Raw genomic sequence first — 15,594 nt, forward strand, 5'->3', positions numbered from 1 at the left:
CATGGCTCTGAAAACCTGCACCAACAGCACGATTTTCGCCACCGGCTGCGCCCATACCGATTTCGACACCTCCCACTACGACATCCCGCACGCCTTGCCGCTGCCGGGCATCATCATCCTGGTCCACGGCGTCAACTCCGACGGCGAATGGTACGACGCCTGCGAGCAAGGCCTGTGCGAAGGTCTCAATACCCGGCTGGCGCGCCGGAGTGAGCAGATGAAGTACCCGGGACCGGCGTCGGGGCAGCTGAAAGCGATCACGTATGCGCAGGAATTGACGGACGACGGCTACATCAATCCCGAACTCAATTCCAACAACTTCTTCGACATGGGCAACGCCTGCTCGCCGGTGATCCGCTTCCGTTGGGGTTACAAGGCTGGTGGCGAAGAGTTGCAGCTGTTCGGCGACAAGATCTACCTCAATGAGCAAAACTATTGGGGCGGCGGCCCGTTCGCCAACGGCTGCACCGCGCTGCCAGATTTATGGAACGAAGGTCTGTCCGAACAACTGTTCCTGTGGATGCAGGTGCAGCACCTCAACCCGGTCAACGAGCGCGACGTGTACGCGTGCCCGGCGCGCGGCTACTTCGTGTTGGCAGCCTATCGGCTCGCCAAGCTGGTCGAAGCGATCCGCAAGGCGCAGGCCGATGTGCCGATCACCATCGTGTGCCACAGCCAGGGCAATATGATCGGCATGGCGGCCGCGTTTCTCGGCGAGCGCATGGCCGAGGTGACGGATGGCGACGGCAAAAGCGGGCCGTGCGTGGCCGACAATTACGTGCTGGCCAATCCACCTTACAGCCTGGTCAAGTCCAACCTCTCCGAGGACTGGACCCAAAGCAACCTGGTGGACCCGGACGGCAATACCGGGCGCCAGACCCACGCAGCACGCATCGCCACGCTGGCCGCCTTCTTCGACATCGTGCGCACACGCAAAAGTCTCGATGCCATGCAAACCGCCGAGCGCATCGACCGCCGCATGGCCAACCGCGCGAATGGTTTCGCTGCGCAGGCCGACCGCGAAAAATACGGTGTCGAAGACTCCACCTATGGCCGCGTCACGCTGTATGCCAATCCCCATGACCAGGTGATTTCAGCGGTGACGGTACGGGGCATCGGCTGGCTGGGGCTCACGGACCGCGACACATTCAACGAGATCAAGGCAACCAGGGCGCAGGGCGTGCTGGTGCAGCGCGTGTTCGCCCAGGGCTTCGAGGTGGGCAAGCAGGAAACTTACCACTACTGGCACAACCACTGGCGCCACCCGAAGGCCGACAGCGACGACTACTGGCTGCCGCACTCGAAGATCGCCCGGTACTCGATCAAGAAGGGGCTGGAAGCGAGCGAATCATTTTTTGGCCGCTTTTTCACGGTCGTCCTGGCGCCGTTGGGGATGGCGATCACCGCCCTGTCCAGGCAACGGGTCAATGCCTTGCCGGACGCCGACTGGCAAGTGCGCGCCGATGCGCCTGCACTCTACGCGCCCTTCCTGCCGCAAGGCATGCGCTTCGGCCAGGTGAGCGATGCCTTCGACCAGGGGTACGACCCACCCGGTGCTGCGCGCGACGGCAACCGGACTCGTGAAGCTGGCGACGCTTATGCGAGTGTCCACAAAGCGCCGGACAACACCACCGATGCGGCAATGGGGAACAACCGCGACGAAGCGTCGCTGCGCTACGAACAGCACGCCATGCTGCGTTTGCGGGCCAAGCGGGAAAAGCTATATGCGGCCGATGCCAAGGTGATCGAGGAAGATGACCCGTCCAAGGCGAGCGCGAAGTACAAGGCGTGGCGAACAGAGCGCATCAAGGTGAGCCTGGCCGAGACCGTCGATGCGGCAGCGACTGATCATTCGACGATTTTTACCAATCCGATGCATTCGGAGCGGGCGTTGGCTTATGACGTTGCGGTGGGGGTTTGCCAGATACCGGAACAAATCCTGAGCGGATTTTTAAAATTTGCAGATTGGCGATATTTAGATGATTTAAAAGGCATAGAAAACAATGTCTATTTGCAGCATTTTAAATCTGGAAGCATAGATCGATTAACAGTGAGCGAATGGATAAAAAGGACGGAGAATAATTTACTCATTCCTAATAAAATTATCGATAAACGCAACTAGAACCCCATGAACACAAAGGAGAGAAAATGTTTAACAAAATTTTAGGCAACGCATTTCTAACATCTGTCGCTTTACTAACTGGGTGCAAAAATTCATCTCCCCTCACCCAGAATTTGGCAATGAAAGAAAATCTCAATATGACGCCAACAAAAACACATGGTGTACAAGTCGTAGGAATCATATGGCTAAATCCACTTCACCGAAAGGATTACCCGACTGAATGGCAGACCTTGTGGACGATGGGTTTAGCCAAGCCAAATGCAGACGATGACATGCTACGCAAGAAACCGTCTAGTTATTCCACAGTGAAGTATGTCTCATTGATTGCGGATGGAAGCCACGGCGAAACATCCAAGCTGAGCTATCATCTCCGATATCAATACGAACTTATTGGACTATTACACGACAATTATTATGGCGACCCCGACTATTTCTACAACGTCAACGGTATAAATCGTAAAAAACTCTGGCATGAGCTCGCGGGCATACGGGTCGAATATGCGCTGCCTTCCGGCGATTTCGATGCCGAAGCAGCCAGAAAAGAGACGCAAAAAATTCTTCAAAACACATTCGCGATGGGCAATCCAAATCGCCCAACCTTATGGACCCGCCCCGAGCCTCCCGAGGTAAAGGTCACTACAGGCGGCCCCAACGCCGGTTTCACCTCCCTCAAAGCCGCCATCGATTACCTCGAAGCCCATCCCGACAGAACTGCATGGGCCATGAGCTGGGATGCACCAAGCCGGCCGCTCGACCATCAAATCAACGAGAACCTTGTGGTGCTGGTATTGGCCGGACCGACCTACAAGACCGGCCGCAAAGCACTGGCCTGGCTATCGCGCCCGGAAACCACGCAGGTCTCGGAGGTGGGCGACGGTGGCGATACGCCGCGCATTGTTAGGGCATGGACGGCAACGCTACACAAAGCGGCCGACAATGCCACCATCAAACCGAACCAGGTCGGCTACGTGATCCACGACGCCAACAATGCCCACACCGACTCCTCGCGTCGACTCGGCCCGCTGGCACAAACGCTGACGACCGAAGTGCCCGACCTCGACCTGCTCGAGCAATCGTTCAATACGCCTGCCCTGCTGGGAGAAATGGGCGCCGGTTCCGCATTGACCAACGTCGCGCTCGCCATCGGCTATGCCAACCACTTCGGCCAACACGTTATTGTGGCGGGCACCACCGATCCCGAGCAGCCAACGGCCGTGGTGGTCTCGCCGCCCGCAGTGGTTCGTCCTATCGATCCCGGCAAACCCTGGTTCCGCGCCCGCAGCATGAGCGACGCCTACTTGCCCTGGTGGGGATTGCGTGACGACGCGCCTGCCTATCCGCAGGGGTATTCAAAATAATCGAGCAAAGGGAGAACCTGCCATGAAAGGCGTCATCCGTCTCAACGACCCAACCAGCCACGGCGGCAAAGTCATCTCCGCCGCGCCCAACAGCAAAGTGCAGGGCATCGCGGTGGCGCGACAGGGCGACCAATGCATCTGCCCAATCAAGGGGCATGATCAATGCAAGATCGCCGAGGGCGATCCGAAAGTGCGGATCGATGGCGTGCCGGTCGCGTTCGAGGGACACAAAACCACTTGCGGCGCGACACTGATCTCGACAGTTTCAACCACCGGGCGCGGATGACGAGGGTAGTGATAAAGCGCGTTGTCAGGCGCCATCCTGCGTGCCCGCGCGCCCCTCGGCCAGCACTCGTCCCAACGCCGCATGATCCACCGGCTTGACGAAATGGTGGTCGAAGCCGGCCGCCTTCGACAGCACCCGGTCATGCGCCTGGCCGTAGCCGGTGAGCGCGATCAGCAGCTTGCCAGCGGTGGCAGCTTGCGCGCGCAGGCGGCGCGCCAGTTCGTAGCCATCCATGTCGGGCAGGCCGATGTCGAGGATGAAGGCATCGACCGGCGCGACTGCACTGGCGCGCAGCGCGGTTTCGGCATCCTCGAAAATCAGCACCTGGTGGCCCTGCGCCTCGAGCAGCGCGCCGAGCGTGCGACCCGCATCCTGGTTGTCGTCCACTACCATCAGGCGCAGGCTGCGTCCCCCGGCCGCCACGGTCGGCAGCGGTGCGGCGGCCGGCGCTTCCGGTGCGCTGGCCGCTGGCGGCAGCAGCGGCAGAGCGATGGTGAAGGTGCTGCCCTTCCCTGCGCCGTCGCTGGCGGCCGTGGCGCTGCCGCCATGCAGCACCGCGATGCTTTTCACCAGTGCCAGTCCCAGCCCCAGGCCGCCCTGGGCGCGGTCGGGCGTGCGCTCGGCCTGGGCAAACAGGTCGAACACGCGCGGCAGCAGTTCGGCCGCCATGCCGATGCCGTTATCGGCGACGGAGAGCGCGACCTCGCCGCCGTCGTTGCGGGCTTCCAGCGCCAGCACCACTTCGCCACCCTGCGGTGTGTACTTGGCGGCGTTGTTGAGCAGGTTGGCCAGCGCCTGCACCAGCCGGGTCCTGTCGCCGCGCACGTGCAACTGGCCGGGCGGCAGGCGCAGCACCAGCGCGTGATGGCGTGCTTCGAGCAAGGGCCGCGATTGTTCGATGGCGCCGTTGACGATGGCCATCAGCTCCAGGTCGTGCTGCTCGAGCTGCACCAGCCCACGCGTGACGCGCGAGACGTCGAGCAAATCGTCCACCAGGTCGGTCATGTGTTTCACTTGCCGGATGATGATGTCGCTGGCGTGCTGGATCGGCTTTTCATGGCTGCCGCGCAGTTTGAGCAGCTGGGCGGCAGTGCTGATCGGTGCAAGCGGGTTGCGTAGCTCGTGCGCCAGCATGGCCAGGAATTCGTCCTTGCGCTGACTGGCCTGGCGCCACTCGGTCTCCGCCAGCTTCTGCTCGTGGATGTCGGTACAGGTGCCCATCCAGCGGATGATGTGATCAGCCTCGTCGCGGATCGGCAGCGCGCGCGCCAGCACCCAGTGGTAGCGCCCGGAGACATGCCGCAGCCGGTACTGGATTTCGTAGGTGTCGCCGGTGGCCAGGCATTGCTGCCACAACGCCCACGAACGGGCCTGGTCGTCGGCGTGCAGCAGGCCGTTCCAGGCTTCGCCGTGAGTGGAGCCTGCCGGCACGCCGGTAAAGTCGTACCAGCGCTGGTTGAAGTAGTCGTGTTTGCCGTCGGGCAGCGTGGACCACACCATCTGCGGCATGGCGTTGGTGATGGTGCGAAAACGCGCCTCGCTGGCGCGCAGGGCGATTTCGCTGCGCAGCCGCTCGCTGGTGGAACGGGTGCGCTCCGCCACCTCGCGGATCAGGGCCAGGTCTTCTTCGGACCAGCGGCGTGCCTGGTGGCTGGTCACGAAGATCATTGCCACCAGCACGCCGTGTTCGATCACCGGCACATCGACAAAGGCGCCGGCGTGGCGGGCCTTGAGTGCCACCGCCTGATCACGCGTGCGCGGATCGACATCGACGTTGTCGATGGCTACCATATTGCCCCGCTTGAGCTCTTCGAGGAAGTTGCCATAGTCGCTGAACTTGAGCGTGGCCGGTGGCGCCTGCTCGCCCGGCGCCGACCAGTCGCGCGCCACTGTAAAGGTCTCGGCATGCAGATTTACGCTGCCGTAGCCCACCCGGCTTGCGCCCAACGTTTCGCCGAGGATCACGCAGGCCTGCATCAGCATGTCGTCGGGCTGGCGCACACCGCGCGCGGCGTCGCCCAGGCGCACCAGCGCGTGGCGCCGCACTTCGCGCTGGACGCGGTCGGTAACGTCGATGCCCTGCACCAGGATGCCGGTCACGGCGCCGTCGCCATCGCGCACCGGCTGGTAGACGAAATCGATATGGCGCTCGGTGGCGGCGCGGTCCGCCGTCGCCGGCATCAGGTAGCGGGTGCCGTTGGCGGCATACGGTTTGCCGCTGCGGTACACCTGGTCGAGCAGCGTGATGAAGCCCTGGTCCACCGCTTCGGGCAAGCCCTGCGCCACGGTCAGGCCCAGCACATTGCGCTGGCCGATCAGTTGCAGGTAGCCGGCATTGACGAACGTGAAGCGGTGCGCGGGGCCGTCGAGCATGGCCATGAACACGGGGGCCTGCTGGAACAGTTCGGCCATTGAATGCTGGTCGCGAATGGTCTGGGCCTGCGCCACCAGTTCCGAGCGCATGTCGGCGGCCTGGTCGGCCTCGCGCACGCGCTGGGTGAGTTCCTCGGCATGCTGAATCACGTATTTGACTTCGCCATCGGCGCCCAGGACCGGCACGTGCACCGGTTTCCAGTAGCGCTCAACGAAACCGATGCCGTCTTCGGCCCGCACGTCGTAGCGCTGGATCGGCATGGTATCGGGCGCGCGGGTCTTGATCACGCGCGCGATCGCGGCGCCGATATTGGCCATGCCGTCGGGCTGGTCGAGCGCGGGATTGTCGGGGAAGACATCGAACAGCTTGCGCCCCAGCAGCAGTTCACGGCGGGCGCCGGCGACGCGCAGGTAGGCGTCGTTAACCGCCACGATCACCAGGTCCGGCGTGACCGCCAGGCACGGTGTGGGTACGGCGTTGAACAAGGCGGCGATATCGGTATTGGACGTAAAATCAGGTGCTATTGGATCAACATTTCTCACTGGAAAAGCCTGAACAAGGATAGACCGACAGTCTACCGCACGCCGGCGATAGAGGTCGCGTCCAATACGGCCCGCATGGCAGCCAACAAGGCAACCTGGCACTCAGCGCCAGAAGACTGTTTGTTGTCAGCTTGCAGCGCGCCCTGTAAGATGAAGAAGTTGCCTGTATGGCAGTGATCATCCCATCCACAGGGAGACAGGTTTGTAGCAAGTCCATCCCAGAAAGGTTCTCCAGCAATGATACATTCGACAGCAATCATCGACAGTGGCGCACAACTTGGTAAAGGGGTGTCAGTCGGTCCCTACACCATTATTCATGGCAATGTAATCATCGGCGATGACACCGAGATCGGCTCGCATTGCGAAATCGGGGTACCGTCCGCGCTGGCACGTGGTGCTACGCTAGTGATCGGTAAGTCATCGCTGATCCGTTCGCATAGCGTGTTCTATGAAGGCTCCGAATTCGGCGAGAAATTGAGCACTGGACACCGAGTGACGGTCCGCGAGAAAACCAAGGCTGGCGTAGGCTTTCAGATCGGCACGCTGGGGGATATCCAAGGCCACTGCACCATTGGCGATTACGTGAAATTCCACAGCAATGTCCACATCGGCCAGCATTCCACTATCGGCAACTATGTCTGGATCTTCCCGTACGTGGTACTGACCAACGACCCGCATCCGCCAAGTGAGGTCATGATGGGCGTGACCATCGAAGATTTTGCCGCGATCGCCACTATGTCGATCATTCTTCCTGGTGTGACTGTCAAGTCCGGCGCACTGGTCGGAGCTCATAGTTCGGTCAACAGAACCGTCGAGCCTGATACCGTCGTTGCAGGCAGTCCGGCCAAGTTCATTTGCAACACCACCGATATCAAACTCAAGGACGGGTCGGGGAATAGTGCTTACCCATGGCGCAAACGTTTCCACCGCGGTTATCCGGAAGCTGCCGTTGCAGCATGGGTGGCAGAGTTCGCGTCCACCTGATGCAATGATCGGTAGCATCCTGGCACCGGGACCGGGTTGCAATAGCTGAATTGCGATTGAAGCGGGCAGTCGTGCTAACATCTCCAATTGCAACCCTTGCCCAGACCAGACATGAAGCACCGGCTATTTCTGTTTGACCTCGACGATACCCTGCTCGATTTCCGCGCCTCCGAACACTTGTCGTTCCAGCACACCATGCAGGTGCTCGGCCTCGACGCCCTTCCCGACGGCCTGTTCAGCGAATACCAGGCCATCAACGTGGCGCTGTGGCGCAGCCTGGAACTCGGCGAAGTGACCACCGCGTTTCTCAAGGTCGAGCGCTTCCGCATGACCTTCCTGGCGCGCCAGATGGACCTCGATCCACAGGCCGCCAGCGACATCTATCTCGCTTCGCTGGCCAACACGGTGGTGCTGATCGACGGCGCCAGGCAGGTGTGCGAAACACTGGCCGCGATCGGCGAAGTGGGCATCATCACCAACGGCGCCGAGCAGGTACAAAAGCTGCGCATCGCCAGCTCCGGCTTGCAGGACTACATTTCCTTCGTCGCCACCTCGGAAGGCTCGGGCCACGCCAAGCCGGACGTGCGCTTCTTCGAGTACGCAGCCCGGATGGCGCGCCCGTTCAGCAAGGACCAGGCCATCATCATCGGCGACCGCCTCGACGCCGACATCCTCGGCGCCAACCGCTACAACATCGACAGCTGCTGGTTCAACCGCGACGGCCTGGCCAACACCTCGGCAGCGGCGCCGACCTTCGAAGTGGCCGCCCTCGACCAAATAATCCCCGCCATCAAATAAGTTCGTGTTAGCGCTAGCGGCCGCGGAAGCGCTGGATGGCGGCATCGACCATGCCTTCGGCGCTGCCGCTGCGGTCGAATTGCTGGCGCAGGTAGTGGGCGTCGCTGCCTTCGTGGGTGGCGCGCACCAGGTGCTGCAGCCCTTCGGTGCCGCCCAGCGTGACACCGTACGGTTCCATCTTGCGCAGCGTGGTCAGGATATCTTCGCGCAGCGACAGGCTCTCATAGGTTTTCGGGTGCACCAGGGTGCCGTCCAGGCCGAAGCGGCAGGCCTGGAAGCGGTTGTAGTTGTACACCAGGTAGTCATCCTCGGCCGGCGCCTCTTCGCGCCGCTCCAGCAGGTACGCGCACAGCGCTTGCAGGTAGGCGGCCAGCGCGGCCGCGCGTTCCACCGTCAATGGCGTGTCGCACACGCGCAGCTCGATGGTGCCGAACTCGGGCTTGGGGCGGATGTCCCAGTAAAAGTCCTTCATGCTCTTGATCACGCCGGTGTGTTCCATCTTGGCGAAATATTCGTGCTCGAAGCTGTCCCAGCTGAGCGTGAACGGCGCCCGGCCGCTCATCGGGAACGCGAACACCGAGTTCAACCGCGCCGAATTGAACAGCGTATCGTTCCCCTGTACAAACGGCGACGATGACGACAGCGCAATGAAGTGCGGCACGTAGCGGCTCAGCGAATGCAGCAGGAACAGCGCGTCGTCGCCGTTGGCGCAGCCGACGTGCACGTGCTGGCCGAAAATGGTGAACTGCTTGGCCAGGTAGCCGTACAGCTCGGACACTTCCTTGAAGCGTGGCTTGGAAAAGATGCGCCGCTCCGACCATTTCTGGAACGGGTGCGTGCCGCCGCCGCAAATGCCGATATTGAGCTGCTCGCCGGCCTGCACCAGCGTGTCGCGGATCACCTGTAACTGGGCGACCAGCTCGTTGTGGCGCGTGTGCACGTCGCTGTTAATTTCGATCATGCTCTCGGTGATCTCGGGCGTGACATTGCCGGGGAACGGCTTGCGACCCAGCAGGTGCAGCAGGTCGGGGCTCGAAGCGGTCAGGTCGTAGTCGGACAGGCTCACCAGTTGCAGCTCGAGTTCCACGCCCAGGGTCAGCGGCTCGGAGTTGTTGAATTTTTCCAGCGACATCTCAAATCTCCTTCTTGGTGGTTTCGGCAGCCCAGATCAGCGCCCGCTGGGTGAAGATCGGTCCCAGCACTTCCAGCACCAGGGTCATGGCGGCCAATGCGGCCAGCTCGTCGACCAGCACGATGCCCATGTAGCGGGTTTGCTCCAGCAGCAAGGTGACGAACACCGACATCGGCGCCAGCGCCACGCCGGTCAGCATACCCTTGCGCCACGAAATGCCGCCCACCTTGGCAAACACGGTCACGCTGGCAGTCTTGACCAGGAAGCGCGCCAGCAGCAACACCATGCCGAGGCCCGCGCCCGCCACCACGCGGTCCCACTCCAGGGTGGACACCGCAAACACGAACAGCAGCACGGTCAGCAGTTCGCCGATACCGCCGAAGTTGCGCTCGGTACGGCTGAACGCCACCCGGCTATGGCGCGCGGCCAGGCCGAACGTCAAGGTGGCCAGCACCGGCGACACTTCGAACGCCGACGAACCGGCCACCAGCAACACCACGCCCAGCGCGAACGCAATCGTGCCATCCTGCGCCAGCGCGCCCAGGCGGCGCAGCACGGCCGGCACCAGGAAGCCGAGGATAGCGCCCATGGCAGCCGAGACCAGCAACTCGATCAGCGAGTGCGACACCGCTTGCGTCAGGCTGCCCGAAGTTTCGAACACCCAGAAGCCCACCACCACCTTGAAGACAAACACGGCCAGCACGCAGTTGATGGCGACCAGGTGCAGCACGCGCTCGGTTACCTGCCCTGAACTGTTCTGCTCGTTAATCACGCGCAGTACGCCGGCCGGCGAAGTGGACATGGCCAGCGAGGCCAGCAGCAGCGACGTGAGCGACGGCATCCCGGTCAGCGTGGCGATCAGGTACACCACGCCGAACGTGGCGGCCGACTCGACCAGGCCGGTGACGAGAATCCAGGGATTGATGCGCAACCAGCGCAGGTTGATGCGGTAACCAAATTCGAACAGGATCAGGCCGAACGCGAAGTTGGCCAGGGTGGTGACGGTGCTTGAGGCGCCGCTGGTGAGCGACTCGGGAAACGCCTGAGACAACAGGAAGCCGACAATACCGTACACGCTGATGCGCGGCAGCTGGGTCCAGCGGTGTATGAATTCGCCCAACAGCCAGGCAAGAGCGATGGCAAGTGGCCAACCGAGGTCGGCCAGAATGACCTGGAAATCCGGCATTTGATTCTCCTATTTTGCGAAAGACTTAACCTTACGGGTAGTATTATGGCCGAATACTTTGACACCTACTGTTCCATAAGAAACATAAGGAAACTCCACATGCTCGAATTACTGAGTGAACACGCCTGTTTCGGCGGCGTTCAACGCTTTTACCGCCACAACTCGCAAGCGATCGGCTTGCCGATGCGCTTCTCCGTCTTCATCCCCGCCAACCCGGACAATGCCCGACTGCCCGGCCTGTTCTACCTGGCCGGCCTGACCTGCAACGAAGAAACCTTCATGATCAAGGCCGGTGCCCAGCGCTTTGCCGCCGAAGCCGGCCTGATCCTGGTGGCGCCCGACACCAGCCCGCGCGGCGCCAATGTTGAAGGCGAAGCGGACAGCTGGGACTTCGGCGTGGGCGCCGGTTTTTACCTCGACGCCACCAAGCCGGACTGGAGCAAGCACTACCGCATGCAAAGCTACATCCACGAACTGCGCGAGCTGGTCATTGCCGAGCTCCCGGTGGACGGCGCACGGGTAGGCATCTTTGGCCATTCGATGGGCGGCCATGGCGCACTGACCCTGGCGTTGAAAAATCCGCAGGCATTCAAGTCGGTATCGGCCTTCGCGCCGATTGCCGCGCCGATCAAGTCACCATGGGGCAAGAAGGCCTTCACCGGCTACCTCGGCGACAACCAGGAGACCTGGGAGCAATACGACGCCTCGGTGCTGATGGCGCGCCTGCAGACGCCCTTCCCGGCCGGCATACTGATTGACCAGGGCCTGGGCGACAAGTTTCTCGACGAGCAGTTATATCCGGACGTGTTCGAAGCCGCCTGCCGCAGCGCCGCGCAGCCCTTGGAACTGCGGCGGCATGCGCTGTACGACCACGGCTATTACTTCATCTCGACCTTCATCGAAGACCATATCCGCTTCCACGCCAAAAACCTTACAGCTTGATTTCCGTGCCCAGTGCTTTCAAGAACTGGGCCAGCCAGGCCGGATGGGCCGGCCATGCTGGCGCCGTGATGAAATTGCCGTCGGTGACAGCCTGGTCCACGGCAATGTCGGCATAGGTGGCGCCGGCCAGCTTCACCTCGGGCGCACAGGCCGGGTAGCAGGCAATGGTCTTGCCGCGTATGACCTCGGCTGCCGCCAGCAACTGGGCGCCGTGGCACACCGCCGCAATGGGTTTGCCGGCAGCGGCAAACTCCTGGACGATGGCGATGACGCGCGGGTTCAGGCGCAAGTACTCGGGCGCGCGGCCGCCGGCAATGGCCAGTGCATGGTAATTGGCGGTATCGACTTCGTCGAAATTGGCGTTCAGGGCAAACAGGTGACCCGGCTTTTCGGTGTAGGTCTGGTCGCCTTCGAAATCGTGGATGGCGGTCTTGATGGTGTCTCCGGCGCGTTTGTCCGGGCAGACCGCGTGGACGATATGGCCGACCATTTGCAGTGCCTGGAACGGCACCATGGTCTCGTAATCCTCGGCAAAGTCGCCGGTCAGAAACAGGATGTTCTTGGCAGTCACGATAGATCCTTTCGGGTGAAGGAAAAAGGGCCACGATGTCGCCATCGTGGCCCCCGATACTACCGTGTTTTAATTCCTCAAGCAGCAGCCTTGGCGATCACGGTACGGATGGTGGACGCCAGGTCTTCGGCCGAGAACTTGGCCACGTAGGCGTCCGCCCCCACACCCTTGACGTGATCTTCGTTGGTCTTGCCAGTCAACGAAGAATGGATCACCACCGGGATCTTGGCAAAACGCGCATCCTGCTTGATCTTGCGCGTCAGGGTAAAACCGTCCATCTCCGGCATTTCCAGGTCGGTCAGCACCATCGCCACGCGGTCGCTCACCGGCAAGCCTTCGGCCTTGGCGCCATCGGCGATCGAGTTCAAACGCTCCCAAGCCTCCTTGCCCGACTTGGTCATGATGAAGTGCACGCCCATCGCTTCCAGGCCTTTTTCGATCAGGTTGCGCGCCACCACCGAGTCATCGGCGGCCAGTATCACGGCGCCCTGCTTCAGCAGCACTTTCGGGCCGATGGTTTCCATGTCGACGTCCTTGCCATCGGGCGGTACCAGTTCGCGCAAGATAGTTTCCACATCGAGCACTTGCGCCAGGCGGGTGTTCTGCACATCGCCATCCACGCGCGCAATACTGGTGACCTTGCCGCCAGCCGTACCTTCGGCGGTCAGCACTTGGTTCCAGTCGAGGCGTACGATTTCTTCCACCGATTCCACAGCGAACGCTTGCGTGGTGCGCGCGAACTCGGTAACCAACATGATATTGAGACCAGTTTTTGGGGTCACACCGACGATGCCCGGCAAATCGAGCACCGTGATAATTTGACCGCGCAAGTTGACCACGCCCAGCATATGTGGCGGGGATCCGGCCACAGCTGTCACTTCAGGCATCGCCACGATTTCGCGGATTTTGAAGACGTTAATACCGAACAATTCCGAGTGTTCACCATTGGCGTCGGCGCCGAGGCGGAACAGCAACAGTTCGAATTTGTTGGAATTGGTCAAATTACTGCGTTCATCCACTTCCTGCTGAACTGATTTCATAGATCGTCTCCGTCGGGGGCACAGAGCAGCGAGTCCACCGCGGACTCCTGCTGCCAGTGCCTGGGAAGTATAACGTTCGCAACACTGTTACGGAGTACTTTCGGTCGCGTAATCTTGTCCTAGAGCACGATAAACAACGGTTCTTGGAGCAACATTGTTAATTCGAGCAGGGATTTGGGGTGGGTGTGTTTTTGATAGTTTTCGGTGGGCGATCGCCACTCGACAAGGCCTGCACCCAAACAAGCCTTTCAGTGGAACACTGGTCGCGGCCACAAGATTTGAACGTCGGCAAGACCACCGCCTCCGCGCCAGCTGTCACCAAATAAACAATAAACAATAAACAAATGAAAAAAGGACCCGAAGGTCCTTTTGAGCGATGCCCAGACCGAAGATCTGGACACCTGAATGCTGGAGCGGGAGAAGAGTCTCGAACTCTCGACCTCAACCTTGGCAAGGTTGCGCTCTACCAACTGAGCTACTCCCGCTTGGAGAGGCAAGATTATGACAGAACTTTTACTGTAACACCAGTCCCTGGCGCTATCCCTTTGCCAAGTTCTTACCGTGCGGCCCTTGGGTTAAACTCGGTACTATTTAGCAATGGTAATGAAGGACTGGAATGGATTCGATTGAAATTGTGCTGGTGATGCTGTTGGCCGTGGTGGCCAGCGCTTACCTGATGCGGCTGCTGCCAAGCGCGATTCCGCTGCCGCTGGTGCAGATCGCACTGGGCGCCCTGATCGCGGGCAAGTCGTCGCACGGCGTGGAGCTGGAGCCCGACCTGTTTTTCCTGATCTTCCTGCCGCCGCTGCTGTTCCTCGATGGCTGGCGCATCCCCAAGAGCGGGCTGCTGCGCGACAAGGGCACCATCCTCGAGCTGGCGTTCGGGCTGGTATTTTTCACCGTGATCGGCGCCGGCTTCATGATCCACTGGATGATACCGGCCATGCCGCTGGCAGTCGCGTTTGCGCTGGCGGCCATCGTCTCGCCCACCGATCCGATCGCGGTCAGCTCGATCGCGTCCAACACGCCGATCCCCAAGCGCCTGATGCACATCCTGGAGGGCGAATCACTGCTCAACGACGCCAGCGGCCTGGTGTGCTTCCGCTTCGCGGTAGCGGCAGCGATGACGGGCGCGTTTTCGATCGGCACGGCCAGCCTGACCTTCGTGTGGCTGGTCGTGGCCGGCCTGGGCGCCGGCGTGGCGGTGACCATGGCGGTGACTTGGGTCCAGCGGCTCCTCACCCGCCGTTTCGGCGAACCGGTCGGCTCGCCGATCCTGGTCAACCTGCTGCTGCCGTTCGGCGCCTACCTGGTGGCCGAGCGCCTCAATGCCTCTGGCATCCTGGCGGCGGTGGCGGCAGGCGTGACCATGAGCTACGTCGAACTGAGTGGCCAGGCCATGGCCAACACCCGCATCCAGCGCTCGGCCGTATGGGACACGGTGCAGTTCTCGCTGAACGGCATCATGTTCGTGCTGCTGGGCGAGCAACTGCCCGACATCTTCAAGGGCGCCCGCGCCACCATCGAGGAAAGCGGTCACCTCAACCCGTGGTGGCTGGCGGTGTACGCGGTGGCCATTACCGGCGGCCTGCTGGTACTGCGCTTTGCCTGGGTGTGGGCGTCGCTGCGGCTCACCATTTTCAAGCAGCGCCTGCGCAAGCAAGATGGTCCGCAGATCAGCTGGCGCCTGGTGCTGGCCACCACGCTGGCTGGAGCGCGCGGAACCATCACCCTCGCCGGTGTGCTCACGCTGCCGCTGCTGCTGCCCAACGGCGAGCCCTTCCCCGCCCGGGCGCTGACGATTTTCCTGGCCTGCTCGGTGATCCTGCTGTCGCTGCTGATCGCCAGCATCGGACTGCCTGGCCTGCTCAAGGGCATGACTTTCCCGGCCGAGCCGGAAGAGCAGCAGGAGGAAGACCTGGGCCGCCGCGCGGCCGCCACCGCCGCGCTGGAAGCGGTGAAGGACGCGCAGGTCAAGCTGATGGAGGCCAATGACTGCGTCGATCCGAACGTGTATCCGGAAGCGGCGGGGCGCGTGATTGCGTTCTACGAGCACCGCCTGCGCGAGGTCGCGCCCGAGAAGGAGAGCACCTGGCGCCGCACCGACTCGGCCGAGCGCGAGCTGCGCCTGGCCGGGCTCAAGGCCGAACGGCGCGTGGTGTTCGACCTGGCGCGGCACGACAAGATCTCCGATTCGATTTCGCGCAAGCTGGTGCGCGAGATCGATCTGCTCGAGGAACGCTACAAATAGGCCGCTTG

Annotated in this window: 12 protein-coding genes and 1 tRNA gene; 7 read left to right on the forward strand and 6 right to left on the reverse strand. The window is 61.6% G+C overall.

Features of this window, described 5'->3' with window-relative positions:
- Nucleotide 1 precedes the first annotated feature (1 nt).
- The 3 genes from J2X54_RS09525 to J2X54_RS09535 are packed head-to-tail and all read left to right on the forward strand — an operon-like array spanning nucleotide 2 to nucleotide 3,766.
- Complete coding sequence (locus J2X54_RS09525; RefSeq protein WP_310180043.1) at nucleotides 2–2,122, forward strand: hypothetical protein; 2,121 nt, start codon at nucleotides 2–4, stop codon at nucleotides 2,120–2,122.
- Between the two features lie 26 nt (nucleotides 2,123–2,148).
- Nucleotides 2,149–3,480, forward strand: coding sequence for a hypothetical protein (locus tag J2X54_RS09530; RefSeq protein WP_310180044.1), 1,332 nt, complete (start codon nucleotides 2,149–2,151; stop codon nucleotides 3,478–3,480).
- Nucleotides 3,481–3,502: 22 nt separating this feature from the next.
- Nucleotides 3,503–3,766, forward strand: coding sequence for a PAAR domain-containing protein (locus tag J2X54_RS09535; protein ID WP_310180045.1), 264 nt, complete (start codon nucleotides 3,503–3,505; stop codon nucleotides 3,764–3,766).
- A gap of 24 nt (nucleotides 3,767–3,790) precedes the next feature.
- Here the strand turns inward: J2X54_RS09535 and J2X54_RS09540 are convergent, their stop codons facing one another.
- The gene (locus J2X54_RS09540) at nucleotides 3,791–6,682 is read right to left on the reverse strand and encodes a PAS domain-containing protein (protein WP_310180046.1); all 2,892 of its coding nucleotides are present in this window, start codon (nucleotides 6,680–6,682) and stop codon (nucleotides 3,791–3,793) included.
- Between the two features lie 237 nt (nucleotides 6,683–6,919).
- Here J2X54_RS09540 and J2X54_RS09545 point away from each other — a divergent pair, with 237 nt between their 5' ends.
- Both J2X54_RS09545 and J2X54_RS09550 read left to right on the forward strand, forming a co-directional pair.
- Entirely contained in the window at nucleotides 6,920–7,666 is a 747-nt protein-coding gene (locus J2X54_RS09545) for an N-acetyltransferase (RefSeq protein ID WP_310180047.1), read from the forward strand.
- A gap of 111 nt (nucleotides 7,667–7,777) precedes the next feature.
- Complete coding sequence (locus tag J2X54_RS09550; protein ID WP_310180048.1) at nucleotides 7,778–8,464, forward strand: YjjG family noncanonical pyrimidine nucleotidase; 687 nt, start codon at nucleotides 7,778–7,780, stop codon at nucleotides 8,462–8,464.
- Between the two features lie 13 nt (nucleotides 8,465–8,477).
- Here the strand turns inward: J2X54_RS09550 and J2X54_RS09555 are convergent, their stop codons facing one another.
- Nucleotides 8,478–9,596, reverse strand: a complete 1,119-nt coding sequence (locus tag J2X54_RS09555) for a YbdK family carboxylate-amine ligase (protein ID WP_310180049.1) — start codon at nucleotides 9,594–9,596, stop codon at nucleotides 8,478–8,480.
- A 1-nt stretch (nucleotide 9,597) separates the two neighbouring features.
- On the reverse strand, nucleotides 9,598–10,782 hold the full coding sequence (locus tag J2X54_RS09560) for a cation:proton antiporter (RefSeq protein WP_070249805.1): 1,185 nt from the start codon (nucleotides 10,780–10,782) through the stop codon (nucleotides 9,598–9,600).
- Nucleotides 10,783–10,881: 99 nt separating this feature from the next.
- Here J2X54_RS09560 and fghA point away from each other — a divergent pair, with 99 nt between their 5' ends.
- Entirely contained in the window at nucleotides 10,882–11,724 is an 843-nt protein-coding gene (gene fghA / locus J2X54_RS09565) for an S-formylglutathione hydrolase (protein ID WP_310180050.1), read from the forward strand.
- Here the strand turns inward: fghA and J2X54_RS09570 are convergent.
- The 3 genes from J2X54_RS09570 to J2X54_RS09580 form a co-directional block, all read right to left on the reverse strand.
- A complete protein-coding gene (locus tag J2X54_RS09570) occupies nucleotides 11,714–12,295 on the reverse strand; it encodes a DJ-1/PfpI family protein (protein ID WP_310180051.1) in 582 nt (193 codons plus the stop codon). The genes fghA and J2X54_RS09570 overlap by 11 nt on opposite strands.
- A gap of 77 nt (nucleotides 12,296–12,372) precedes the next feature.
- Complete coding sequence (locus J2X54_RS09575) at nucleotides 12,373–13,335, reverse strand: chemotaxis protein (RefSeq protein WP_070249802.1); 963 nt, start codon at nucleotides 13,333–13,335, stop codon at nucleotides 12,373–12,375.
- A 409-nt stretch (nucleotides 13,336–13,744) separates the two neighbouring features.
- A tRNA-Gly gene (locus J2X54_RS09580) sits at nucleotides 13,745–13,820 on the reverse strand.
- 131 nt (nucleotides 13,821–13,951) lie between these two features.
- Between J2X54_RS09580 and J2X54_RS09585 the strand changes: the two genes are divergently transcribed.
- Nucleotides 13,952–15,586, forward strand: coding sequence for a Na+/H+ antiporter (locus tag J2X54_RS09585; RefSeq protein ID WP_310180053.1), 1,635 nt, complete (start codon nucleotides 13,952–13,954; stop codon nucleotides 15,584–15,586).
- Nucleotides 15,587–15,594 lie beyond the last annotated feature (8 nt).

This window comes from Duganella sp. 3397 (assembly GCF_031456625.1).
Lineage (GTDB): Bacteria > Pseudomonadota > Gammaproteobacteria > Burkholderiales > Burkholderiaceae_D > Rugamonas > Rugamonas phyllosphaerae.

Excerpts from the sequence above, each read along its gene's own strand:
- J2X54_RS09560 (WP_070249805.1), bottom strand. The coding sequence starts at position 10,782 with ATGCCGGATTTCCAGGTCATTCTGGCCGACCTCGGTTGGCCACTTGCC.
- J2X54_RS09585 (WP_310180053.1), top strand. The coding sequence starts at position 13,952 with ATGGATTCGATTGAAATTGTGCTGGTGATGCTGTTGGCCGTGGTGGCC.
- J2X54_RS09550 (WP_310180048.1), top strand. The coding sequence starts at position 7,778 with ATGAAGCACCGGCTATTTCTGTTTGACCTCGACGATACCCTGCTCGAT.
- J2X54_RS09575 (WP_070249802.1), bottom strand. The coding sequence starts at position 13,335 with ATGAAATCAGTTCAGCAGGAAGTGGATGAACGCAGTAATTTGACCAAT.
- J2X54_RS09545 (WP_310180047.1), top strand. The coding sequence starts at position 6,920 with ATGATACATTCGACAGCAATCATCGACAGTGGCGCACAACTTGGTAAA.
- J2X54_RS09535 (WP_310180045.1), top strand. The coding sequence starts at position 3,503 with ATGAAAGGCGTCATCCGTCTCAACGACCCAACCAGCCACGGCGGCAAA.
- J2X54_RS09530 (WP_310180044.1), top strand. The coding sequence starts at position 2,149 with ATGTTTAACAAAATTTTAGGCAACGCATTTCTAACATCTGTCGCTTTA.
- J2X54_RS09525 (WP_310180043.1), top strand. The coding sequence starts at position 2 with ATGGCTCTGAAAACCTGCACCAACAGCACGATTTTCGCCACCGGCTGC.
- fghA (WP_310180050.1), top strand. The coding sequence starts at position 10,882 with ATGCTCGAATTACTGAGTGAACACGCCTGTTTCGGCGGCGTTCAACGC.
- J2X54_RS09555 (WP_310180049.1), bottom strand. The coding sequence starts at position 9,596 with ATGTCGCTGGAAAAATTCAACAACTCCGAGCCGCTGACCCTGGGCGTG.